The 22,389-nt window shown below is 68.9% G+C and carries 14 protein-coding genes; 3 read left to right on the top strand and 11 right to left on the bottom strand.

Annotated features, from left to right (window positions below; genetic code table 11):
* Both KVT44_RS20995 and KVT44_RS20990 read right to left on the bottom strand, forming a co-directional pair.
* On the bottom strand, positions 1 to 534 hold the full coding sequence (locus tag KVT44_RS20995) for an alkyl hydroperoxide reductase (protein WP_099920853.1): 534 nt from the start codon (positions 532 to 534) through the stop codon (positions 1 to 3).
* Between the two features lie 6 nt (positions 535 to 540).
* On the bottom strand, positions 541 to 1,095 hold the full coding sequence (locus tag KVT44_RS20990) for a peroxiredoxin (protein WP_054235005.1): 555 nt from the start codon (positions 1,093 to 1,095) through the stop codon (positions 541 to 543).
* 251 nt (positions 1,096 to 1,346) lie between these two features.
* Between KVT44_RS20990 and KVT44_RS20985 the strand changes: the two genes are divergently transcribed.
* On the top strand, positions 1,347 to 2,300 hold the full coding sequence (locus KVT44_RS20985; RefSeq protein WP_099925409.1) for a LysR substrate-binding domain-containing protein: 954 nt from the start codon (positions 1,347 to 1,349) through the stop codon (positions 2,298 to 2,300).
* 22 nt (positions 2,301 to 2,322) lie between these two features.
* Here the strand turns inward: KVT44_RS20985 and KVT44_RS20980 are convergent, their stop codons facing one another.
* The 4 genes from KVT44_RS20980 to KVT44_RS20960 all read right to left on the bottom strand — a co-directional run bounded on the left by KVT44_RS20980 (position 2,323) and on the right by KVT44_RS20960 (position 7,753).
* On the bottom strand, positions 2,323 to 4,671 hold the full coding sequence (locus tag KVT44_RS20980) for an ABC transporter permease (RefSeq protein WP_217568108.1): 2,349 nt from the start codon (positions 4,669 to 4,671) through the stop codon (positions 2,323 to 2,325).
* The gene (locus KVT44_RS20975) at positions 4,668 to 5,354 is read right to left on the bottom strand and encodes an ABC transporter ATP-binding protein (protein ID WP_217568107.1); all 687 of its coding nucleotides are present in this window, start codon (positions 5,352 to 5,354) and stop codon (positions 4,668 to 4,670) included. The genes KVT44_RS20980 and KVT44_RS20975 overlap by 4 nt, the downstream gene beginning before the upstream one ends.
* Complete coding sequence (locus KVT44_RS20970) at positions 5,351 to 5,875, bottom strand: PadR family transcriptional regulator (RefSeq protein WP_067368291.1); 525 nt, start codon at positions 5,873 to 5,875, stop codon at positions 5,351 to 5,353. The genes KVT44_RS20975 and KVT44_RS20970 overlap by 4 nt, the downstream gene beginning before the upstream one ends.
* Positions 5,876 to 6,772: 897 nt before the next feature.
* The gene (locus KVT44_RS20960; protein WP_254649658.1) at positions 6,773 to 7,753 is read right to left on the bottom strand and encodes an SPFH domain-containing protein; all 981 of its coding nucleotides are present in this window, start codon (positions 7,751 to 7,753) and stop codon (positions 6,773 to 6,775) included.
* A gap of 355 nt (positions 7,754 to 8,108) precedes the next feature.
* Between KVT44_RS20960 and KVT44_RS20955 the strand changes: the two genes are divergently transcribed.
* Together KVT44_RS20955 and KVT44_RS20950 are read left to right on the top strand one after the other, a co-directional pair.
* Positions 8,109 to 10,409, top strand: a complete 2,301-nt coding sequence (locus KVT44_RS20955; protein WP_217568106.1) for a transglycosylase domain-containing protein — start codon at positions 8,109 to 8,111, stop codon at positions 10,407 to 10,409.
* A gap of 449 nt (positions 10,410 to 10,858) precedes the next feature.
* Positions 10,859 to 15,310: a hypothetical protein gene (locus KVT44_RS20950; protein WP_217568105.1), complete on the top strand. Its 4,452-nt coding sequence runs from the start codon at positions 10,859 to 10,861 to the stop codon at positions 15,308 to 15,310.
* A 66-nt stretch (positions 15,311 to 15,376) separates the two neighbouring features.
* On the opposite strand, the gene KVT44_RS20945 is transcribed toward KVT44_RS20950, so the two are convergent.
* The 5 genes from KVT44_RS20945 to KVT44_RS20925 all read right to left on the bottom strand — a co-directional run bounded on the left by KVT44_RS20945 (position 15,377) and on the right by KVT44_RS20925 (position 22,389).
* A complete protein-coding gene (locus KVT44_RS20945; RefSeq protein ID WP_217568104.1) occupies positions 15,377 to 15,928 on the bottom strand; it encodes an SMI1/KNR4 family protein in 552 nt (183 codons plus the stop codon).
* A gap of 159 nt (positions 15,929 to 16,087) precedes the next feature.
* Positions 16,088 to 17,551, bottom strand: a complete 1,464-nt coding sequence (locus KVT44_RS20940; protein WP_217568103.1) for a catalase — start codon at positions 17,549 to 17,551, stop codon at positions 16,088 to 16,090.
* A gap of 133 nt (positions 17,552 to 17,684) precedes the next feature.
* Positions 17,685 to 19,850: an ATP-binding SpoIIE family protein phosphatase gene (locus KVT44_RS20935; RefSeq protein WP_217568102.1), complete on the bottom strand. Its 2,166-nt coding sequence runs from the start codon at positions 19,848 to 19,850 to the stop codon at positions 17,685 to 17,687.
* Between the two features lie 319 nt (positions 19,851 to 20,169).
* Complete coding sequence (locus KVT44_RS20930) at positions 20,170 to 20,862, bottom strand: DUF402 domain-containing protein (protein ID WP_180292881.1); 693 nt, start codon at positions 20,860 to 20,862, stop codon at positions 20,170 to 20,172.
* Between the two features lie 126 nt (positions 20,863 to 20,988).
* Positions 20,989 to 22,389 (bottom strand): aspartate ammonia-lyase, encoded by a 1,401-nt coding sequence (locus tag KVT44_RS20925; RefSeq protein ID WP_060901396.1) that lies wholly within the window; start codon positions 22,387 to 22,389, stop codon positions 20,989 to 20,991.

The following is a 22,389-nucleotide window of genomic DNA, read 5'->3' as shown; positions in this document are numbered from 1 at the left end:
TTACTCCGCGAGAACGGCTTCGGCGTCCAGGGTCGTGGCGACCGCCTGGATCACGGAAGCGATCTTGAACGCCTCCTGGATCGTCTCCCGGTCGACACCCGCCTTGCGGAGCACCTGCTCATGGGAGTCGAGACACTGCCCGCAGCCGTTGACCGCGGACACCGCCAGCGACCACAGCTCGAAGTCGACCTTCTCGACACCGGGGTTGCCGATGACGTTCATCCGCAGACCGGCCCGCAGGGTCCCGTACTCGGGGTCAGACAGCAGGTGCCGCGTGCGGTAGAAGACGTTGTTCATCGCCATGATCGCGGCAGCCGACTTGGCGGCGGTGTACGCCTCCGGCGACAGCTGAGCCTTCGCTTCCGGCTCCAGCTCCCGCAGCACCCGCGGCGACCGCGCCGCGATCGCGCACGCCAGCACCGTCCCCCACAGCTGCTGCTGCGGAAGGTCCGAGTTGCCGATGACCGAGCCGAGGTTGAGACGCAGGTCCTTCGCGTAGTCCGGCAGGGCGGACTTCAGTTGGTCGAGGGACATGGAGGGTTACTCACCCGCCAGGAGCGCCACCGGGTCGAGGGTGTTCTCGCCCTTGGTCCAGTTGCACGGGCAGAGCTCGTCCGTCTGGAGCGCGTCGAGGACCCGGAGGACCTCCTTGGGGTTACGGCCGACGGAACCGGCGGTCACCATGGAGAACTGGATCTCGTTGTTCTGGTCGACGATGAACACCGCACGCTTGGCGAAGCCGTCCTCGCCCTCGATGCCGAGGTCCCGCATGAGCTCGTGCTTCGAGTCGGCCATCATCGGGAAGGGCAGGTCACGCAGGTCGTCGTGGTCCTTGCGCCAGGCGTGGTGCACGAACTCGGAGTCGCCGGAGAAGCCGAGCACCTGGGCGTCACGGTCGGCGAACTCGTCGTTCAGCTTGCCGAAGGCCGCGATCTCGGTCGGGCACACGAAGGTGAAGTCCTTGGGCCATGCGAAGATCACCTTCCACTGACCCTCGTAGGTCTTGTGGTTGATCTGCTGGAACTCCTCGCCCTTCTCCAGCGAGACACAGGCGGTCAGATCGAACTCGGGGAACTTGTCACCGACAGTGAGCACGGGCTCTCCTTGCAGCGAGGAAAAGCCCTTTTTGGGGGCGTTTCCCGGGGGTTGGACGAAGCTGATGTTGGCACACGCTGCATTGATTACGGAAATAGCTACACTCGGTCGTGTTGATCGACTGCAACTATCAGTGACTATGAGTAAGAGGTACGGCCATGGCCAGCCCGATGGGCAACGCAAGCTCCAAGGGCTCCATGGGCGGCAAGGGAGCCATGGGTGGCAAGGGAACCATGAGTTCCAAGGGAGCCATGAGTTCCAAGGGGAACGGGCGCCGTCAGCCGAGCCTCGCCCAGCTGCGCGCCTTCGCCGCCGTGGCCGAACACCTGCACTTCCGTGACGCGGCCGCCGCGATCGGCATGAGCCAGCCCGCGCTGTCGGGCGCGGTATCCGTCCTGGAGGAGACGCTCGGCGTGACCCTCCTGGAGCGTACGACCCGCAAGGTGCTGCTCTCACCCGCCGGCGAGCGTCTCGCCGTACGTGCGAAGGCGGTACTGGACGAGGTCGGCGCGCTCATGGAGGAGGCGGAGGCGGTACGGGCGCCGTTCACCGGGGCGCTGCGCCTCGGCGTCATCCCCACCGTCGCGCCCTACCTCCTGCCCACCGTCCTCAACCTGGTCCACGACCGCTACCCGGACCTCGACCTCCAGGTCCACGAGGAGCAGACCGCCAACCTCCTCGACGGGCTGACCTCCGGCCGTCTCGACCTGCTGCTGCTCGCCGTCCCCCTCGGTGTGCCCGGCATGACCGAACTCCCGCTGTTCGACGAGGACTTCGTGCTCGTCACCCCGCTCGACCACTCGCTCGGCGGCCGGGAGGGAATCCCCCGCGAAGCCCTGCGCGAGCTCAACCTGCTCCTGCTCGACGAGGGGCACTGTCTGCGCGACCAGGCCCTCGACATCTGCCGCGAGGCGGGCCGGGAGGACGCGCCGGTCACCACCACGGCTGCGGGCCTGTCCACCCTGGTCCAGCTCGTCGCCGGCGGCCTCGGCTGCACCCTGCTGCCGCGCACCGCCGTCAAGGTCGAGACGACCCGCAGCAACCAGCTCCTCACCGGCTACTTCGCGGACCCGGCGCCGACCCGGCGGATCGCGCTGGCGATGCGCGCCGGGGCCGCGCGCGGCGGCGAGTACGAAGAACTGGCCGCAGCGCTCCGAGAAGCGCTGCGACCACTGCCGGTACGGGTGTGGGGCCGGGACGCCTGAGCGCCCCGGCCCACGGGCCCCGTCACTCGGTGCGCAGGCCGTCCGGCCGCATCAGGCGCAGCAGCGGTGGCAGGCTGAGTGCGGTCACCAGCAGGACGACTCCCGCGCCGATGCCGGTCATCGACAGCAGGCTCGGCCAGTCCACGCGCACCGAGACGCTCGTCATCTTCTGCAGGACCACGCCCAGGGTCACGCCGACCACGGAAGCGAGCAACAGACCCAGCGCGATCGGGATCGCGGTCTGCCAGAGCACCGACAGGCTCAGCGTGCGGCGTCGAGTACCGAAGGCGACCAGGACGGAGAGCAGTTTCTTTCGCTCGCGCAGCTGTTCCAGTTGGGAGACCAGCAGGCTCGCGCCGATCAGGAACAGGACGCAGGCCGCGCCGACGGACAGGCCGGTGCGGATGGAGGTGTAGCGGTTGTCCTGCTCGGTCGACGCCCAGGTCCAGGCGTGGGCCAGCGGGCTGAGCTTTGCCGTGGTGTTGCGAACGAGGTCGTAGACGTCCGGTGCCGACTGGTCGATCTGCAGGTAGGCGTTGCCCTCGATCGCCTGTGCGGCCCCGGCCGGCAGTGCGCTCGGGGTGAACAGGATGCCGCCGGTCAGACCGTTCGTCGCATCCGTGCGGATCCGGGCTGCCTTGATGTCCTGCGGCACGGTCCAGGCGGCCTGCCTGCCCCTGAAGCTCTCGGCGTAGGAGGGGTCGATGTAGAGGGTTCGGCCGGGCTTGCCGAGCTTCGGCGCGTCCAGGTCGCTGTCGGGGCCCTTGACGAGGAAGACGTCGCCGTCGCGGCACGTCGGCAGCGTGGCCACCTCGCGCAGCGACGCGCAGTTACCGACGGTCACGGTCGTGGACGTGTTGGGGTCCCGCTTCCGGTCGCCCAGCGAACCGGAGCCGATCGCGGTGACCTGTCGTACGCCCTTGGTCCGCGCGAGCTGCTCGCGGGCCTGGTCGAGCGGGACGTCGTACGGGAGGCGGACCTGCATCTGCGCCCGCTGGAGGTCGTTCGACGTGTCCTTGGTGTAGTCGCCCTCGACCCCGGCGAACAGCATTTGCAGGGCGATGGCGCCGGCCACCGCGACCGCGATGCCGTTGACCATGCGGGCCGCCGTTCCGCTGCTCAACTGGAGTCTGCGGATGGCGAGTTGCCAGGACACCGAGCCGGATCCGAGCCGGGCGACGACCGTTTCGACGATCCAGGGCAGCAGCGCCGTGACGCCGATCAGGAGCAGCAGGACACCGCCGATCACCAGGTACTGGTTGAAGTTTCCGCTGGTGTTGCCCTTGCCGATCATCGGGTAGAGCATCGCGAGTCCGCCGATCGGCAGCAGCAGTCGCCACCACAGTCGGCGCCGCGCGGGCTTGGCCGCACGGACCACTCCGAGCGGCTCGATGACGACCCCGCGCAGTGCGAGCAGGGTGACGAGGACCGCGGCCGCGGGCACCGCGACGGCGACCAGGGCGGCCAGTGCGGGCGTGGGGTTCAGATAGCTCGGGAACACGCTCTTGCCGAAGATCTCGACGGATCCCGCCAGTTGACGGGCCAGCAGGAAGAAGACGGTGCCGAAGGCGAGCCCGAGGACGGCGCCCGAGAGGGCCTCGCCCGCGGCGATCCGCCGGGTCATCCGGCTGTCGGAGCCGACCAGGCGCAGTGCCGCGAGCCGCCGGTCGCGCCGCTCGCCGCCGAAGCGCACGGCCGCGGCGATGAAGACACCGACCGGCAGCAGCAGCACCACGAAGACGACGATGATCAGGAGGAGGAGTACCGGGTCCAGTTTGTCGGGCGGTCCGAGGGGCTCCCCGAAGTGGTCGATACGGGTCACTCTGGAGCCGTCGATCCTCGGGGCGAGGTTGTCGGCGCCCGCGTAGAAGCTGAGTTCGTTCGCGCCGACGAGACCGGGCTCCCCGATGGTGCCGATGGTGCGGTAGGGCAGCCGCTCGCGCAGCAGTTTCCCGCTGCCGGACTTCAGCAGGTCCGCCAGCGCGGGGGAGACCACCATCTCGCCCGGCGCCGGGATCTTCTTCACCCCTGGCGGCAGCGGCGCCCGGGCCCCCTCGGGTTGCACCTCGCGTCCGCGGATGTCCTTGTCGCGGTAGGTGTCGTCGACGGCCGCGACGAGAAGGGTCCGATCGGACGCCTTGGGTATGCCCACATCGGTGAACGTGATGTCAGTACGGGCCTTCTCGCGGTCGCTGCGGGCCTGGAGCGCACTCGGCAGCGCCGTGGTGAGCAGCAGTAGCGCGACGCCGAGCCCGACCCCGACGGCCGTGAGGACCGCGCGCATCCAGCCCTCGCGTCCGCCGGTGAAGGCGAACTTGGCGCCCATGGCCAGGTCTCTGGACCACTGCCGGACGCTGGGAGCGGCGCTCATACGATCCGCTCCATGTCGCGGGACTTTCCGTCGCGTACGACGATCTCGCGGTCCGAGTAGGCGGCCACCCGTGTCTCGTGCGTGACCAGCACGACCGCCGCGTTGGTCGACCGGGCCGCCTCCGTGAGGAGTTCCATCACGCGCTCGCCGTTGAGGGAGTCGAGGGCGCCGGTGGGCTCGTCGGCGAAGAGCACGCGCGGGCTGGTGACGAGGGAGCGGGCCACGGCGACCCGCTGTCCCTGGCCGCCGGATATCTCGCCCGGCCGCTTGCCCTTGAGGTCGTCGACCTCCAGCCGTTCCATCCAGGACAGGGCGGTTCGCTCGGCCTCCTTGCGCCCGGTGCCGTTGAGCCGCAGCGGGAGGGCGACGTTCTCGACGCAGGTCAGTTCGGGAACGAGCTGCCCGAACTGGAACACGAACCCGAACTCGCTGCGCCGCAGCGCGCTGCGCTGGGCGTCGTTCATGGTCGCCATCTCCTGGCCGTTGTAGACGATGGACCCGGAGTCCGGTGTCACGATGCCGGCCAGGCAGTGCAGGAGGGTCGACTTGCCGGAGCCGGAGGGGCCCATCACGGCGACGACCTCGCCCGGGTGGATGGAGAACTCGGCGCCGTCGAGGGCGCTGGTGGGGCCGTACGCCTTGCGCAGGTCGTGGGCCGTGAGCAGGGAGCCTGCGGGGGTCATCGGGTTACCGCCTCGGCGAGTTTTTCGAGGCGCGCGGCGGTGAGCTCCAGCCACCGCAGGTCGGCCTCCAGGTGGAAGAGGGCGTGGTCGCAGATCAGCTGGTCGGCGAGGTCGCCCTTGCGCTTGCGGTCCGTCAGGATGCGCATCATCCGCAGGTGCTCGGAGCGCTGTGTGTCGAGGATCTCGGACGCGTCCCGGTGTGTGAGCAGCGCGAGAACGACCTTCGTGTAGAGGGTCGACTGCAGATACGGCTCGGGCTTCTCCGGCGTCGCGAGCCACTGCTGTACGTCGGTGATCCCGGCGTCGGTGATCGCGTACCGCTTCCGCTCCGGGCCGCCGCCCGCCTCTATCCCGTCGACCTCGACGAGTCCGTGCTTGAGCAGCCGCGACATCGTCGAGTAGACCTGGCCGTAGTGCAGCGGCCGGTCGTGACCGAACTTCTCGTCGAAGGCCCGCTTCAGGTCGTAACCGTGGCGGGGCCCGGACTCCAGGAGTCCTAGGAGGGTGTGACCGATGGACATGCCGAGCACTCTACACACGGCGTATACACCGCACGTATACACGCCGCGAATAGATCATGGTGGACCCCACGTCCGTGCAGGTCACGCCCGATTGTCACGGTTCCGTCACCACGATTCCCTCGCCCCCGCCGCCCCTACCCGTCCCATCCCTGGGGGCTACGCCCCCAGCCCCCCGATCGGCCTGAACGGCCTCGTCCTCAAACGCCGGACGGGCTGGAGATGCGGGCCGGGGCGGGCGGGGCACCGGCCCCGTTCTAGAACGTCGCGCGGACCGAGGCTTTCAGGGGCGCGGGGAACTGCGCGACCAGCCCCCACCGGCCCGCAGCCGAAGAACGGACCCCCGGCTTTCAGGGGCGCGGGGAACTGCGCGATCAGCCCCCACTCGCCCGCGGTCGAAGTGCGACCCTCGGCTTTCAGGGGTGCGGGGAACTGCGCGATCAGCCCCCACTCGCCTGCGGTCGAAGTGCGACCCTCGGCTTTTAGGGGCGCGGGGAACTGCGCGATCAGCCCCCACTCGCCTGCGGTCGAAGTGCGACCCTCGGCTTTTAGGGGCGCGAGGAACTGCGCGATCAGCCCCCACTCGCCCGCAGGCAGCAGGCAGGCGGACGCGGCGGGGAGGGGAAGCCGGCGGTGCCTACTCCTCCGTCGCGTCCGTCGCGGAAGCGGACGGTCGCCCCCGCCGAGGAATCGGCCCCGCCCCACCCGGCAACCGCCCCGCCTCCGCAAGCGCCCGCCGCAACAGATACTCGATCTGCGCGTTCGCCGAGCGCAGCTCATCCGCCGCCCACCGAGCCAGCGCTTCATGGACCAGCGGATCCAGCCGCAGCAGAACCTGCTTGCGCTGCTGCGGCTGCGGCTGTGGCCGACGCTCGGGGACCGACCCCCCGGAGGGATCCGTCACTGGTAGAGGGACCCCGTGTTCAGGACGGGCTGCGGAGCCCGGTCACCGCACAGCACCACCAACAGGTTCGACACCATCGCCGCCTTCCGCTCGGGGTCCAGCTCCACAATGTCCCGCTCGGCGATCCGGGCGAGCGCGGCCTCGACCATCCCGACCGCCCCGTCCACGATCTCCCGCCGCGCCGCGACCACCGCCCCGGCCTGCTGGCGCTGAAGCATCGCGGAGGCGATCTCGGGAGCGTACGCGAGATGTGTGAAGCGCGACTCGATGATCGAGACCCCGGCCGCCTCCACACGCGCGTGCAGTTCGACGGCGAGCTTCTCGGTGATCTCCTCGGCGTTGCCGCGCAGCGAGAGACCGTCCGCGTCGTGGGCGTCGTAGGGGTACTCGATCGCGATGTGCCGTACGGCCGCCTCGGTCTGTGTGGCGACGAACTCCAGGAAGTCGTCGACCTCGAAGGTGGCCTGCGCGGTGTCCTCGACCCTCCAGACCACGACCGCGGCGAGCTCTATCGGGTTGCCGTAGGCGTCGTTGACCTTGAGGACGGCGGTCTCGTGGTTGCGTACCCGGGTCGAGATCCTGGTGCGGGAGGTGAAGGGGTTCACCCAGCGCAGCCCGTCCCGGCGGATCGTCCCCCGGTACCGCCCGAAGAGCTGGACGACCCGCGCCTCGCCGGGCGCCACCGTGTTCAGCCCGCACATCGCGATGAACGCGGCGAGGCCGATCAGGATGCCGGGGACGATCAGCGCGGCCTTCGCCCCGCCGGCGTCGACCGTCGTGGCGGCCGCGATCATGCCGGCGCCGAGCAGCAGCCCGACCAGCCCGAACAACAGTGCGAGCCCGCCGCCGATGCTGTGCGCGGCGAACTCCCGTACCCGGGGATCAGGTATCCGCGGCACATCCGCGAGAGCGGAGGAGTCGCTGGGAGTCGAGTCGGTGGGAGTCGGGCCGTTGGGAGTGGAGTCGTGTTCCGGCATTGGTGCCCCCGTCTTCGTACGGCGGAAGCCCGTATGACTCCCACTCGTCCATGGCCGTCCAGGCCTATCTAAGTGATATCACTTTACCCGGCAGGACAACCTTCCACCCCTCCCGCACGTCGGTTGAGATGGGGCGGATGCGATGTCCTGAGTGGTACGTGCTGATTGTCACGTCCCCAAAAGACCGGATCGACAGCCCTTTGTCATAGCGCGTGGTGTTAGTTTGCTGAGCTGACCTCAGCGGCGAACCTGTGTGACGCGCGAACACGAACGCGACACCCGAGCGCGTGAGTGAACGCGGCAGGACACGCGTACAAGAGAGCGCGACACGAGAGCGAGCGGAGCGGACGCAGCCATGGGACGAGCGGAAGAGAGACGAGCGCGGCAGCACGGTGGCCGCCGCGCGGCGGCCATGCCCTCGTCCGGAGGAAAGCCCCGCCGCACCGGCATACGCCGGTTCGTGAACTGGAAGACGATCCTCGGCACGTTCCTGGGCTTCTGTCTGCTCGGCATGGGCGCCTTCATCGTGCTCTACATGGTGGTGTCCATACCCCAGGGCAACGCGGCCGCCACGCAGCAGAGCAACATCTACAAGTACAGCGACGGCAGCACGCTCGCCCGAACCGGCAAGGTCAACCGCGAGATCGTCGGCCTGGACAAGGTGCCCAAGGACGTCCAGAAGACCTTCGTCGCCGCGGAGAACAAGTCCTTCTACAAGGACGCCGGCGTCGACCTCAAGGGCACGGCCCGCGGTCTGATCAACACCCTGTCCGGCAAGGGCAAGCAGGGTGGTTCGACGATCACCCAGCAGTACGTCAAGAACTACTACCTCACCCAGGACCAGACCGTCACGCGCAAGCTGAAGGAACTGGTCATCTCGCTGAAGCTGGACCGTCAGCAGTCCAAGGACGACATCCTCGCGGGCTACATCAACACCAGCTACTACGGCCGCAACTCCTACGGCATCCAGGCGGCGGCCCAGGCGTACTACGGCAAGGACGCGAGCGACCTCTCCGTCGAGCAGGGCGCGTACCTCGCCTCGCTGCTCCAGGCCCCGAGCCAGTACGACTGGGGTGCCGCCACGCCCACCGGCAAGCGGCTGGTCACGGCCCGCTGGAACTACACCCTCGACAACATGGTCGAGGAGGGCTGGCTGCCCGCCGCCAAGCGCGCGACCATGAAGTTCCCGGTCCCGCAGGACCCCAAGGGTGTGCCCGGCATGGAGGGCCAGACCGGCTATCTGGTGGACGCGGCCAACAGCGCGCTGGCCAACCGGCTCGTGACCCAGGGCGCCGCCGCCAACTACGACGACGCCAAGGCGCTGGTCGACGCGGGCGGCTGGACGATCACGCTCAACATCGACAAGAAGAAGCAGACGCAGCTGGAAGTCGCCGTCAAGACGAAGCTCACCGGCAAGCTGGACGCCAACAAGCGCAAGGTCGACGGTGACGTCGAGGCCGGTGCCGCGTCCGTCGACCCCAAGACCGGCAAGGTCGTGGCGATGTACGGCGGCGAGGACTACTTCAAGCACTACGTGAACAACGCGACCCGCCGCGACTACCAGCCCGCCTCCACCTTCAAGCCGCTGATCTTCGCGGCGGCCCTGGACGAGCAGGCCAAGACGCAGGACGGCCAGGACATCACGGCGGACACGGTCTACGACGGCACCAGCGGTCGCTCCGTCAAGGGCAGCAGCATCGGCTTCGCGCCGCCCAACGAGGACAACCAGGACTACGGCGACGTCACCGTCCAGACCGCGATGAACAAGTCCATCAACTCCGTCTTCGCGCAGATGGGCGTCGACGTCGGCATGGACGAGGTCCTCAAGGTCGCCGGCAAGCTCGGCATGGACACCAAGGGCATGCAGGCGGTGCCCGCGCAGACCCTCGGCACCATGGGCGCGAGCCCGCTGGAGATGGCCGGGATCTACGCGACCCTCGACAACCACGGCCGCAAGGTCACCCCGGCCATCGTCGCCTCGGCCGAGCACAAGGACCGTACGGTCGACTTCCCGAACTCGATCGGCGAGCAGGTCATCAGCTCCCAGGCGGCCGACACGGTCACCTCGGTGCTCACCGGCGTGGTCAACGACGGTACGGCCCAGGTCTCGGTGGCCCAGGCGGTCGACCGCAACGGCCAGCAGGTCGCGGGCAAGACGGGTACGTCCGACAACAACAAGTCGGCCTGGTTCACCGGGTACACGCCGAATCTGGTCACCTCGGTCGGTCTGTTCGGAGAGGTCCCCAAGGATCGCAAGGACAGCGCCGGCAAGGTGGTCAAGCAGGGGACGCAGGTCTCCCTGAGGGGCGCCGCGGGCGGCGGCCGTGTCAACGGCGGCGGCTTCCCGGCCCAGATATGGGCGGCGTACACCTTCAACGCGATGGGCAGCGTCAGCACGTTCGACCTGGACACCACCCAGGGCGCGGCGATGGCGCCCACCACCACGCCGACGATCAGTGACACGCCGACCGAGACGCCGTCGCAGACCCCGACCACCGAGCTGCCGACGAGCGAGCCGCCCACCACCAGCGCGCCGCCGACCCCGACGTCCGAGCCCCCGACCACCCCGGCGACGACACCCCCGACCACTCCGGCGGGAACCCCGACCGACGAGATCACACCACAGGACCCGTTCAACCCGAACAACCAGCAGTAACCGTCAAAAAGGCCCGCCAGGGCCTGAGGAGAAGGGCGTCCGGTGACCCACCGGGCGCCCTTCTCGTGTCAACCGGGCCGAAGCTCATGGTCGAGATGGTCGAGATGATTGCGTATATCTGGCGGATTCCCTTGATGGGGCGATTTATTGCCGGTTGATTATCGGCCACAAAGGCCGAAACTTTAAAGTTCTATGAGAAATTCGTTGACTCGGGTTGGGTGTCTGGACCATTCTCCCGTCAACGGGGAGGGGATCTTGGCGACACCTTGCGCTGCGCGCTGACCGGCTGACTGCGCTCAATTCTTGTCCTGTCTGAATCCGCGAACTCCGAACTCGATGTGCGGCTCATCAGGCATGCCCGGATTGTGGTCAAGGTGCCCTTTCCTTTTCAGGGTTCTCGTGGTGCGGGAGCCATGTGAGAAGGGGATGTTTTGAGACTCTGCAGACGAATGCGGGCACGGCTGGCCGCGTTGGCGGCCGGTGCGTTACTCGCCGGACTTACGCAGTCCGTGGCCTGGGCCGATCCACCGGCACCGACGTCTTCCGCCACGAAGGCGGCGACCGAGGCTCAGCGTGACGCGGTGCCGTCGGCCGAGCGGGCCGCGGTGCTGGGCAAGGGGTGGCAGGCGTCCGGCGACGTGGCGTGGACGACCTCGGGGGACGCGGACGGCTTCCATCTCCTGACCGCCAGGAAGAAGGACGGATACAGCTGGCGCACCATTGCGTCGCTTTCCGAGCCGGGATTCGACGCCGACGCCTGGATCGGCAACACCTGCGTCACCGGTTCGGGTAAGCGGGCGGTTGTGGTCTACGCGCCTCGTACCTTCACCAACAAGCCCCAGCTGATGGCTCGGGGCGGGTTCACCGCGGTGGTCGATCTGGCTTCCGGCCGGGTGACGAAGCTGGACCTCAAGGCGTCGCTGTCCTACTACAACCCGGGCTGCGGACCGGGTGAGACAGTGATCCTGACCCAGTCCGGTGGTGAGGACCGGCCCGGCACCCGGCTGTTCCGGCTGGACGCCTCAACAGGCGGGATCGGCAAGCCGATCCCGGTCAAGGGGCAGGTCACCTCGGCCGTCCCGGCTGCCGACGGTTCCATAGCCGCGGCCTCCGGCGCGGAGGTCATCAAGGTCGACGCCAGAGGCGGGCGCACGGCTCTCGCCCGTACCGACGGTGTGCCCTACCGCCTGACGCCCGACGGCGACGGGGGCATCACCTTCCTCGACAAGCACGGTGCCACGTCCAGGGTGAAGCGCATCACGGCCGGTGCCGTCGCGCACCCCGACGCACGTACCACGCGGGCGACCGTGCTGGCCCGGGGCCTCGCCACCGAGACCGGACTGACCCGCAGCGCCGACACCGTGTATGTGACCGGCACGACCAGGCCGACAGCCGCCCGGACGCCGACCACGGTGAAGAGGCTCGCGTCGACGCCGACGGACGTCACCGTCTCCACACGTGGCGAGGCCGTCCTGACCCACACGGCCTGGGCCGACGGCAAGGGCACGCTGCTGCAGCCCGGCGAGGCCACCAAGGCCCGTACGGTGAAGATGTCCCTGACCACCCGCGCCACCGGACGCAAGGCCTCCTTCACCGTCGATCCGGCGCGTCGGGTGTCGGCGTACGCGGGCCAGGGCCGTGACGCGTCCCCGGGGCTGCTGTCCGGTTCCGGAAGTACCGCCAAGGCGTCGGTCGCCGCGACGGCCGCGGGTGACCCGAGCGACCCGGTGGAGGCGGAGCGCACCTGCTCCGTGCCGCGCAACGATGTGCGCAACCAGGCCATGCAGCCCAAGCCGCGCCAGGTGGAGTGGGCGGTCGACATGGCGGTCAAGGGCTTGCTGAACACGCACATCTCGCGCCCCGCGAACTGGAAGAACCTGGGCATGCCCGCGTACATGCCGCAGTCACTCTTCCTGAACCCGGCGCTCGACGGGGGCGGCCGCGCCATGGCGCAGGTCATGCTCGGGGTGACCACTCAGGAATCGAACATGTGGCAGGCCGGCCGGGAGGCCGTGCCCGGGGTCACCGCCAGCCCGCTGATCGGCAACTACTACGGCATCAACCTCTACGACGGCGACCCCAGCAACGACTGGGACGTCGACTTCGCCAAGGCGGACTGCGGTTACGGCATCACGCAGATCACCGACCACATGCGGATGGCCGGCCGTGAGGACGGCCACGGCGGTGCGGCCTGGGACTACCAGAAGCAGCGGGCCGCCGCGCTGGACTACACCGCCAACATCGCCGCGGGCCTGCAGACCCTCGTCTCCAAGTGGAACGAGACCCGCGCCGCCGGCATGATCGCCAACCACGGCACCAGCGGTCGGCCGGAGAACTGGTACTTCGCCCTGTGGGCGTACAACTCCGGCTTCCACCCCAACGCCGGTGACGGCTCGCCATGGGGTCTGGGCTGGGCCAACAACCCCGCCAATCCCGAATGGGACGCCGGACGGCTGCCGTTCATGGAGAACGCGGCCGGCGGCGAGGACGCCAGCGCCGCGGCCCGCCCGCAGAACTGGCCCTACCAGGAGAAGGTCCTCGGCTTCGCCGCCCACCCGCCCTCCTTCCTGGAATCGCCCGGCACGCTGGTCCCCGCGTTCCGCCCCGCCACCTGGAACGGCACCAGCTCGGCCGTCACCGTCAAGGGCAGCGCGCTCTACAACCGGGCCCACCTCAAGGCGCCCGAGGACGCCTTCTGCGACTCCTCCAACAGCTGCGACCCGAGCCGGATCTCCGACGGCGCCTCCAACGACACCGCGAGCAGCGGTCCCTGTGGCCGTGGCGACGTCAAGTGCTGGTGGAACAAGCCGGTGACGTGGAAGACCGACTGCGTCGACACCTGCGGATACGAGTTCGTCCGCTTCGGTGACACCGCGCCGGAAGAGCCCGACGGCACGGCGTATCCGCCGAGCTGCAGCACCAGCGGACTCCCGGACGGGGCTCTCATCGTCGACGACGTCCCGGCCGACACCCCCGTCGTCCGAGCGGGCTGCAGCAACTCCTGGACGAACTCCGGCACCTTCAGCTTCAACTTCGCCAACAACTCGGTCGAGACCGTCTACCCGGCCAAGGTCGACCTCCACCAACTGGGCGCGGGCTTCGGCGGCCACTTCTGGTTCGGTCACACGCGCGCGGACGACACCAAGGGCCAGCGGCTGAAGATCACCGGAACCTGGCAGCTGAACAAGTCGCTCACGGGGCGGGCCAAGGTCCTCGTTCACCTCCCCGATCACGGTGCCCAGACCAAGTACGCGAAGTACCGGATCAAGACCAGAGGCGGTACGCGCACCAAGACGATCTCCCAGCCGGGCAGCAGCAACCGCTGGGTAGAGCTGGGCGTCTACGCGTTCGACAACGTTCCGGAAGTCCAGCTGGACACGATCACTCCCGATGGTACGGGCGACGAGGATGTCGCGTTCGACGCGGTGGCCTTCGTCCCCGGTCGCTACCAAACCGTCGACATCACGTTGCCGGAGCCGAACGACAAGGCGGCGAACATCGACTGGGACAGCATCAACGGACCCCAGACGATGGAGGCTCCTCAGTATGAGCCCGCTCTCCCCGACAACGCGGGCCCCGGCGGCGGCTCCACGGCCTTCAGCGGCAAGCCGGCGAAGCTGAAGGGCTACTCCTGCGGTCCCGCGAACTCGGCCGGCATCAGTGGCTGTTCCCGCCTGCTCACCACGAAGAAGCAGATGACCGGTCGGCCCGCGGTTCGACAGGCGATGTCGGCGCGGAGTCCCTTCGACTTCGGGGACATCGTCCCGTGGTGCACCAACACCATCGGATCGCACCGCTTCACCAGGTTCGAGGCCTGCTTCCACACGACGTACGAATACACGGCCATCGACACGAGTGACGGCTCGGTGTTCGCCGAGGCCGACTTCGATGTCTTCCAGCAGATCAAGCTGAACCAGAAATCGAGGGAGTTCGAGCAGCAGATGGAGGTCTGGCCGATCGGAACCCTGGATCCGAAACTGGTCAACATCACCCTGGACATGCGCTTCAACTGCTTCGACGAAGGCCTCACCTGCGCGTCCCAGCCGGAGCAGTGGAATTCGTCGTTGACCTGGACGCCCGGTGACGCCCACATCGCCAAGGCGACGAAGAAGCACTCCTGGTCCAACTACACCACGACCAAGGGCTGGGACATCCTCGGCTTCAACTGGAAGTTCCAGGGCTACACGCCCGTGGCCGGCCCCACCGCGGTCAAGGTCTACGCCCACGACCTGCTTCCCCAGTGCGACAACTTCGCCATCAACAACACGGAGGGCTGCAGCTTCGGCTCCTACCAGCCCACTTATCAGTTCAATTCGGCGAAGTACCCGGCGGCCGCCGCTCACGCCTGGCTCATCCAGAACGCGTTGTCACCGCACGCGGGGTCGAAGAAGTTCAAATCGCCGATGAACTACCTTCCCAATGGGAAGAACCAGTACGGCCGGGACACGGACGCGAACCGGAAGGTCATCTGCCCGAAGTCCTATGCTTACCACGACGACACCACGCTGCTGCCGGAGCTGGTGTCCACGGATACTCCGGACGTCAAGTCGTGCGACGAGTTCGCCTTCGCGGGGACTTATCAGTCGGCCGGCATGCCCGAGGAGATGCGCGGCCGTAACCCCGTGAAATCCGGCGACGAGTGTGTCCAGACCTACGCGACCCGGGTCACCCAGGGCACCTGGAAACTGTACGACGACGACCGCTACGATCCGCCCACCTTCAAGGAGGTGTGCGGCCGTTCCTCCATGTCCCAGTGGATGAACGGTGGTTCGATGAACCGTTTCGGTGGCTTCGCGTCGTACTTCCGGCTCCTCGACTCCGACTCCTACTGGGTCGACATCCCCGGATTCGACGGCTGCTCGGCCGACGGCCCGAAAGTCGAGTGCACCATGAAACCCTGACCGGTACACCGAGGTGAGGTGAGGTGAGGGGTGCGTGCCTGCCGGGCGCGCACCCCTCACACGCGTTCAGTCCCAGGACAACGCGTCGTCCTTGACGCTGGGCAGATAGCCGCGCATCTTCGTGATGTCCTCGATCGCGCCGGCCAGGTTCTCGGTGAACGTGGCGAGCGACGGCCACCTCCCGCACTCTCCGCCGCTCTCCATGAAGAAGTAGCCGATTTCGCCGTAGCCGGGTCCGGGACGCGCGTCGACGAAATAGCAGGTGGCCCCGTCATGGTTGGCCGCAAGGGGAATCCACTGAGGGTGCCACCACACGCCGAGAACCTCGTCGCTGTCGATGAAACCGCTCAGCCTTCCGGTCAGCCCTGTGGCCTCCCGCGCCGAAAGCAGTCGTGCGTCGCCCGGTAGAAAGGCCCCGGCGTCGGTGTCGTCGGCCCCGTCGTGCAAGGAGAGGAGGCCTATCAGCTGTTCGGGAAATTCGGCCCCCGTCCGCTCCTGCGCCCAGCTGATTGTCGAGGGTTCGGCCGGAGGCCGCAGCGCCGCGTGACTTTCCGGCGCCATTACCTCGAGCCACTGCTCCACACGTGACCACGCGTTTTCAAGGGATTCCCCACTCATCGCGCCCTCTTTCGCCCGACCGACCGGCTGCTCATTATGACGGGCGGCCGAAACGGCGGCGACCCCTTGTGGAGCGCCGTGAGCACCGCGGTGGAGTGTGACCGCCCCGTCCCGCGCGCGGGACGGGGCGGGGCACGTGGCTGATGGGACGGATGCCGGTCACCCTCCGTTGACGTCGTGGGCGATCCGGTCGCCCAGTTCCTTGTCGATGTTGCGCCAGTACTGCAGGGCGCGGTCCAGGACCGGGCGGGAGACGTCGGCCTTCAGGTGGCCGGTGACGTTCGAGACCAGGCGGTCGCGGGCCGCGTCGTCGAGGACCTGGCGGACCATCGTGCCCGGCTGGCCCCAGTCGTCGTCCTCGCGGTGCAGCTTGTACGCCTCGCGCACCAGCTCGCCCGTGGCCTCCCAGCTCGCCGGGTCGCCGAAGCGGGAGAAGTCGGCCGCGGGGCCGCCGTAGGAGTTGGGCGCGTACGGGCGGGCCGCGAGCGACGGCTCGTAGCGCATCGGGCCGTCCTTGGCGTACGAGTTCGCCGGGGCGTGCGGGCGGTTCGGCGGCAGCTGGGCGTAGTTCGGGCCGATCCGGTACCGGTGTGTGTCCGGATAGGAGAACAGCCGGCCGAGCAGCATCTTGTCCGGCGAGGGGCCGATGCCCGGCACCAGGTTGGACGGCTCGAAGGCGGCCTGCTCGATGTGGATGAAGTAGTCCTCGGGGTTCCTGTCGAGGGTCATCCGGCCGACGTCGATCAGCGGATAGTCCCCGTGCGGCCAGATCTTGGTCAGGTCGAAGGGGTTGAAGCGGTAGTCCGCCGCGTCCTCGAACGGCATGATCTGGACCTTCAGGCTCCAGGTCGGCGCGTTCCCGGACTCGATCGCCTTGTAGAGGTCCATGCGGTGCAGATCCGGATCTGTACCGGCCAGCTCGTCGGCCTCCGCCTGGGTGAGGAAGTCGATGCCCTGGTCGGTCTTGAAGTGGTACTTCACCCAGAACCGCTCACCGGCGCCGTTGATCCACATGTAGGTGTGGGAGCCGTAGCCGTTCATGTTGCGGTAGGTCTTCGGGATGCCCCGGTCGCCCATCAGATAGGTCACCTGGTGCGCCGACTCGGGCGAGAGCGTCCAGAAGTCCCACTGCATGTCGTTGTCGCGCAGCCCGTTGTCGGGGCGGCGCTTCTGCGAGCGGATGAAGTCCTGGAACTTGATCGTGTCGCGCACGAAGAAGATCGGGGTGTTGTTGCCCACCAGGTCGTAGTTGCCCTGCTCGGTGTAGAACTTGAGCGCGAATCCGCGCGGGTCGCGCCAGGTGTCGGGTGAACCCTGCTCGCCGGCCACGGTGGAGAAACGAGCCAGCATCTCGGTGCGTTTGCCCGGCTGGAAAAGGTCGGCCTTGGTGAACTGACTGACATCATTCGTTACTTCGAAGAACCCGTATGCGCCACTGCCCTTGGCGTGCACCACCCGCTCGGGGACCCGCTCCCGGTTGAACTGGGCCATCTTCTCGATGAGGTAGTGGTCCTGGAGCAGGATCGGGCCGTCGGGACCGACGGTCAGCGAGTGTTCGTCGCTCTCCACCGGAATGCCGGCGTTGTTCGTGGTGTACGGAGCCTTCTGGGGTGCCTGCGTCACGAGCGTCCTCCCGTCAAGAAGAGAGTCTTCAGATCGCTTCGCTCACCTCAGCAGTCAACTCTGCCGACAGGAGGTCGGCAACCGGGCCACCGTGGGGCGAGGCGGATCGCGTACCCCTCGGCCCCCGGTCCAATCAGCCCCGGCTCAGTTCGAACCAGACCACCTTTCCGGTGCTCAGACGCGTGGCGCCCCACCGTCTGGCCAGTTTGTTGACCAGATACAGGCCACGCCCGCCCTCGTCCGTGGCGCGCGCCTGCCGCAGCCTGGGCAGCTGCGGCACGTCGTCGCCCACCTCGCAGCGCAGTACGTCCGTGCGCAGCAGACGGAGGGTGACCGGGCGTGTCGCATAGCGCACGGCGTTGGTGACGACCTCGCTGACCAGCAACTCCACGGAGTCGCTCATCTCCTCCATGCCCCAGCGGGACAGCGCCCGGCGGGCCAGGCGCCGGGCCCGCCCTGGAGCCGCGTCCTCCGGCTCCAGGTGCCAGTACGCCACATCGCTCGGCGCGATCCCGTCGAAGCGGGCGGCGAGCAGCGCGATGTCGTCGTCCCGGTCGCCCGGACCGAGCATGTCCAGCACCTCGTCGCAGAGCGCTTCCAGCGGCGGCGGATGGTCCGGGCCGGTGAGCTGCGCGGTGGCGGCGAGCTTCTCCCGCAGCTGCTCTATGCCGGTCCACACGTCCCTGAGGCGCGACTCGACCAGGCCGTCCGTGTACAGCAGGAGCGTCGCCCCGGCCGGCGCGTCCAGCTCGACCGCCTCGAAATCCACTCCTCCTACGCCGATGGGGGCGCCCGGCGGCACCCGCAGCACCTCGGCCCGGCCGCCCAGGTGCAGCAGCACCGGTGGCGGATGGCCCGCGTTGGCGATGGTGATCCGGTGCGCGACCGGGTCGTAGACGGCGTACAGGCAGGTCGCCATGCGGTCGGTGCCCAGGCGCTGGGCCTGCTCGTCCAGGTGGTGCAGCACCTCCTGCGGGGGCAGGTCGAGCCCGGCGAGGGTCTGCGCGGTGGTCCGCAGCTGGCCCATGATCGCGGCCGAGGTCATCGAGTGGCCCATGACGTCACCGACGACGAGGGCGACACGGCTGCCCGGCAGCGGGATCGCGTCGTACCAGTCGCCGCCGACCCGGGCGGTCTCCGCGGCCGGCAGATAGCGCGAGGCCAGCCGCACTCCGGTGGGGCGCGGCAGCGTCTCGGGCAGCATGGTGCGCTGCAGCTCGTCGGCGATGTACGCCTCGCGGCCGTAGAGCACCGCCTTGTCGATGCCGAGCGCGCTGTGCGTGGCGAGCTGGGCCGCGACCAGCAGATCGTCGGTCTCGAACGCCATCCGCTCGGGGCGGCGCACGAACAGCGCCGCGCCGATCACCCGGCGCCGCCCGCGCAGCGGGGCGAGGATCGCGCGCTGGCCGGTGGGCACGATCAGCTCGTCGCCGAGCAGCTCGGGCAGCGCGGCCCGGGCGGCGGGCGCGTCCGCGAAGACCGGGCGCACGCCGCGCAGCACCTCGGCGAGGGCGCCGCCGGGGCGCACCTCGCACAGCTCGGCCGTCATCGCCGAAAGTTCGTTCGGCTCGGGCCGCAGTGCGGGCATGAAGCCGTTCTCGGTGTCCCGCTCCTCGGGGATCCGGTCGGTGCGACGCAGCCGCAGCACGAGGGGCCCGGTGGGCCGCTCGTCGCCGACCGGCAGCGGGTCGCGCAGATAGACGAGGATCGCGTCCGAGAAGGTCGGCACGGTGGCCCGGCACAGACCCATGACGATCTCGTCCAGGTCGATGCCGCGGGCGATCCGCCGGGTCGCCGCGCCCACGAAGCGCAGCCGGTCCCCGTCACGCCGCATCGGCATCGGGCCCGCGTGCGGCAGCCCCTGCCCGGTACGCCGGTCCGTGCCCGTGGAGTTCCCGGACGGCCGGTCGCCTTCCATGCCCGGCTGGGCCGGGATGCCCTCGGGGGCCGGGCGCGGGCGGTGCGCGTCGGGCTCGCTGGCCGAGGGCTGGGAGTGCTCGGGGCCGGGGGAGGCGGGCGGCGGCGTGGACGCGCCGGTGCCCGAGGGTGACGGCGTGTCGGTGCTCGCCGACGCCTGAGTGGCGGACGATCCGTGCTGGCCGTAGGGCGTACTCGCAGCGGAACCGGTGGGGACGTCGCCGGTGCGGGCGGGTTGTGCGGGTAATGCGCCGGGCGCGCGCTGCGGCTCCGGGGTACGCAGGAGCGCCCCGCGGGGGTCCGCGGGGGTGGAGGGCCGGCCGGCGCCGCTCTGGCGGCGCTCGTGCGAGGTGGGGTGCTCCGTCACGCGTGTCGAATCCATCCGTCCGGGGCTGCGCGCCGTGCGTGCAGTTCGTCCCGCAGCCCCGATACCCGGAATGTGTGTCCCGGGAACGGAATCTGCGCGTCGTCAGGACGGGGCCCGCCCGTCGCCGACGTGAACGCCGTCGTCGGGCCGAACGCCCTGTGCGGCCCGGTGGGCCGTCCGCCGACCGTACCGCCGTGGCCCTCGTACCCCTCGCTCACGTCCTGCCGCCCCTCGGTGACGTATGGTCAAGCCCAGCGCATGCTGCGGGAGTTGCTGCTGTGCGCCCTTGCGGAGGACGATCCTACGGTTGTACCACGGGGGCGCATCAAGGGTCTCATGAGGACACGTGCGCGGGCGTACGGTCCCAGTCATCCGGCAGGGAAGGAACCGGCCAGGCGGGATCCGGGCGCCAGTGCTGCCAGCCGTCCGAGAACGGCGCGCCCCAGGCACGGATCACCTCCACCGCGCAGTGCCCTGCCTCTCTTACCTGTGCGGCCAGTTGAGTATCCATCAATCCGGCCCGTTGCGCCTGTGCGAACTCGTCTTCGTCGAGCCAGTGCCAACTGCGGTCCGGGTGCACGGAGATGTCCAGGAAGTGATCCTCGGAGTCGACCCCGCCCTCCCAACGGGCGAGCGGCGCCTCCAGGTTCACGTACCAGTTCTTGAACCGCCAGCCCGGCTCCCAGAACAGCCACACCGACCAGGGCTCGCCGGGCCGCGCCAGCTTCAGTACCCCGTTGCCGAACCAGCGGCCCCGCTGCACCGTTCGCGCCTTGGTGTAGCGGGACTCCAGCGGTTCTCCGTGCACCGGTGTACCGTCGGCGAGCACGGGCTTCACGCACTCGGTGCCGGGCGCCATCCACACCGCGAGCAGTTCCTCGTCGTCCCGTACGACGGTCACGGGCCGGCAGATGTGGAAGTGCTCACCGGCGTTCTCCCGGTACCGCCACAGAATGTGACTCCCGGGGGCCCAGTACTCCGTCGACCCGCCCGCCGCCACTCGCCTCACCGCTCCACCCTCTGCCATGACCAGATATTAGGTGCCACAGGCATACGACGCTGCGGTGCGCGTCACGGTTCGCGCCATGGAGCGAATGACGTAACGGAGGCGTCATCCAATGGCTTCCAAGGTCATCCGGGGGGTGAACGCCGTTTACGGATGCGTCATCCTCAGGACATCGAGCGCCTCGTCCAGCTGTTCCAGGGTGAGGTCACCGCGCTCGACGTACCCGGATTCCAGGACGACCTGGCGGATCGTCCGGCGTTCCGCCAGTGCCTTCTTGGCCACCTTGGCGGCCTCCTCGTAGCCGATGTACTTGTTGAGCGGTGTCACGACCGACGGCGAGGACTCGGCGTACTCGCGGGCCCGTTCGCGGTGGGCGACGATCCCGTCGACGGTGCGGTCGGCGAGCAGGCGCGAGACGTTGGCGAGGAGACGGATCGACTCCAGGACGTTCTTCGCGATGACCGGAAGCATGACGTTCAGCTCGAAGTTGCCGGCGGCCCCGGCGACGGCGACCGTCGCGTCGTTGCCCATCACCTGGGCCGCGACCATCAGCACCGCCTCGGGAATGACCGGATTCACCTTGCCGGGCATGATCGAGGAGCCGGGCTGGAGGTCGGGCAGGCTGATCTCGGCCAGCCCGGTGCGCGGACCGGACGCCATCCACCGCAGATCGTTGGCGATCTTCGTCAGCCCGACCGCGATGGTCCGCAGCTGCCCGCTCGTCTCGACGATCCCGTCCCGCGCGCCCTGCGCCTCGAAGTGGTCACGGGCCTCGGTGAGCGGCAGCCCGGTGGCCCGCGCCACCTCCGCGATGACGGCCGCCGAGAACCCGGGCGGCGTGTTGATCCCGGTGCCCACGGCGGTCCCGCCGAGCGGCAGTTCGGCGAGCCGGGGCAGCGAGGCCCGGAGGCGCTCGACGCCGTACCGCACCTGCGCCGCGTACCCCCCGAACTCCTGCCCGAGCGTCACCGGCGTCGCGTCCATGAGATGCGTACGCCCCGACTTCACGACGTCCGCGAACTCCTCCGCCTTCCGCTCCAGGGCGGCCGCGAGGTGTTCCAGGGCCGGAACGAGATCCCGTGTGACGGCGGCGGTGGCCGCGATGTGGATCGAGGACGGGAACACGTCGTTCGACGACTGCGAGGCGTTCACATGGTCATTGGGGTGTACGTCCCTGCCGAGCCGCTCGGTCGCGAGCGTGGCGATGACCTCGTTGGTGTTCATGTTGGAGGACGTTCCGGAACCCGTCTGGAAGACGTCCACCGGGAAGTGCGCGTCCCAGCGACCCTCGGCGACCTCGCCCGCCGCCTCCTGGATGGCCTCGGCCACGTCCTTGTCGACCACCCCCAGCTTCGCGTTGACCCTGGCCGCCGCGCCCTTGATCAGCGCCAGCGCCTCGATGTGCGCGCGCTCCAGACGCTGACCCGAGATGGGGAAGTTCTCCACGGCCCGTTGGGTCTGGGCCCGCCACTTCGCGTCCGCGGGCACCCTGACCTCACCCATGGAGTCGTGCTCGATCCGGTACGGGGCTGCCTGTTCGTCGGCCAT

This window comes from Streptomyces sp. GbtcB7 (assembly GCF_019091445.1).
In the GTDB taxonomy this organism is placed as follows: domain Bacteria; phylum Actinomycetota; class Actinomycetes; order Streptomycetales; family Streptomycetaceae; genus Streptomyces; species Streptomyces mirabilis.
This window is presented reverse-complemented; position numbering and strand designations above follow the sequence as displayed.

Bases quoted from the DNA above. Each gene is read 5' to 3' on its own strand.
- KVT44_RS20995 (WP_099920853.1), bottom strand. From the start codon at position 534: ATGTCCCTCGACCAACTGAAGTCCGCCCTGCCGGACTACGCGAAGGAC.
- KVT44_RS20985 (WP_099925409.1), top strand. From the start codon at position 1,347: ATGAGTTCCAAGGGGAACGGGCGCCGTCAGCCGAGCCTCGCCCAGCTG.
- KVT44_RS20980 (WP_217568108.1), bottom strand. From the start codon at position 4,671: ATGAGCGCCGCTCCCAGCGTCCGGCAGTGGTCCAGAGACCTGGCCATG.
- KVT44_RS20975 (WP_217568107.1), bottom strand. From the start codon at position 5,354: ATGACCCCCGCAGGCTCCCTGCTCACGGCCCACGACCTGCGCAAGGCG.
- KVT44_RS20970 (WP_067368291.1), bottom strand. From the start codon at position 5,875: ATGTCCATCGGTCACACCCTCCTAGGACTCCTGGAGTCCGGGCCCCGC.
- KVT44_RS20960 (WP_254649658.1), bottom strand. From the start codon at position 7,753: ATGCCGGAACACGACTCCACTCCCAACGGCCCGACTCCCACCGACTCG.
- KVT44_RS20955 (WP_217568106.1), top strand. From the start codon at position 8,109: ATGGGACGAGCGGAAGAGAGACGAGCGCGGCAGCACGGTGGCCGCCGC.
- KVT44_RS20950 (WP_217568105.1), top strand. From the start codon at position 10,859: ATGCGGGCACGGCTGGCCGCGTTGGCGGCCGGTGCGTTACTCGCCGGA.
- KVT44_RS20945 (WP_217568104.1), bottom strand. From the start codon at position 15,928: ATGAGTGGGGAATCCCTTGAAAACGCGTGGTCACGTGTGGAGCAGTGG.
- KVT44_RS20935 (WP_217568102.1), bottom strand. From the start codon at position 19,850: ATGGATTCGACACGCGTGACGGAGCACCCCACCTCGCACGAGCGCCGC.
- KVT44_RS20930 (WP_180292881.1), bottom strand. From the start codon at position 20,862: ATGGCAGAGGGTGGAGCGGTGAGGCGAGTGGCGGCGGGCGGGTCGACG.
- KVT44_RS20925 (WP_060901396.1), bottom strand. From the start codon at position 22,389: ATGGCCGACGAACAGGCAGCCCCGTACCGGATCGAGCACGACTCCATG.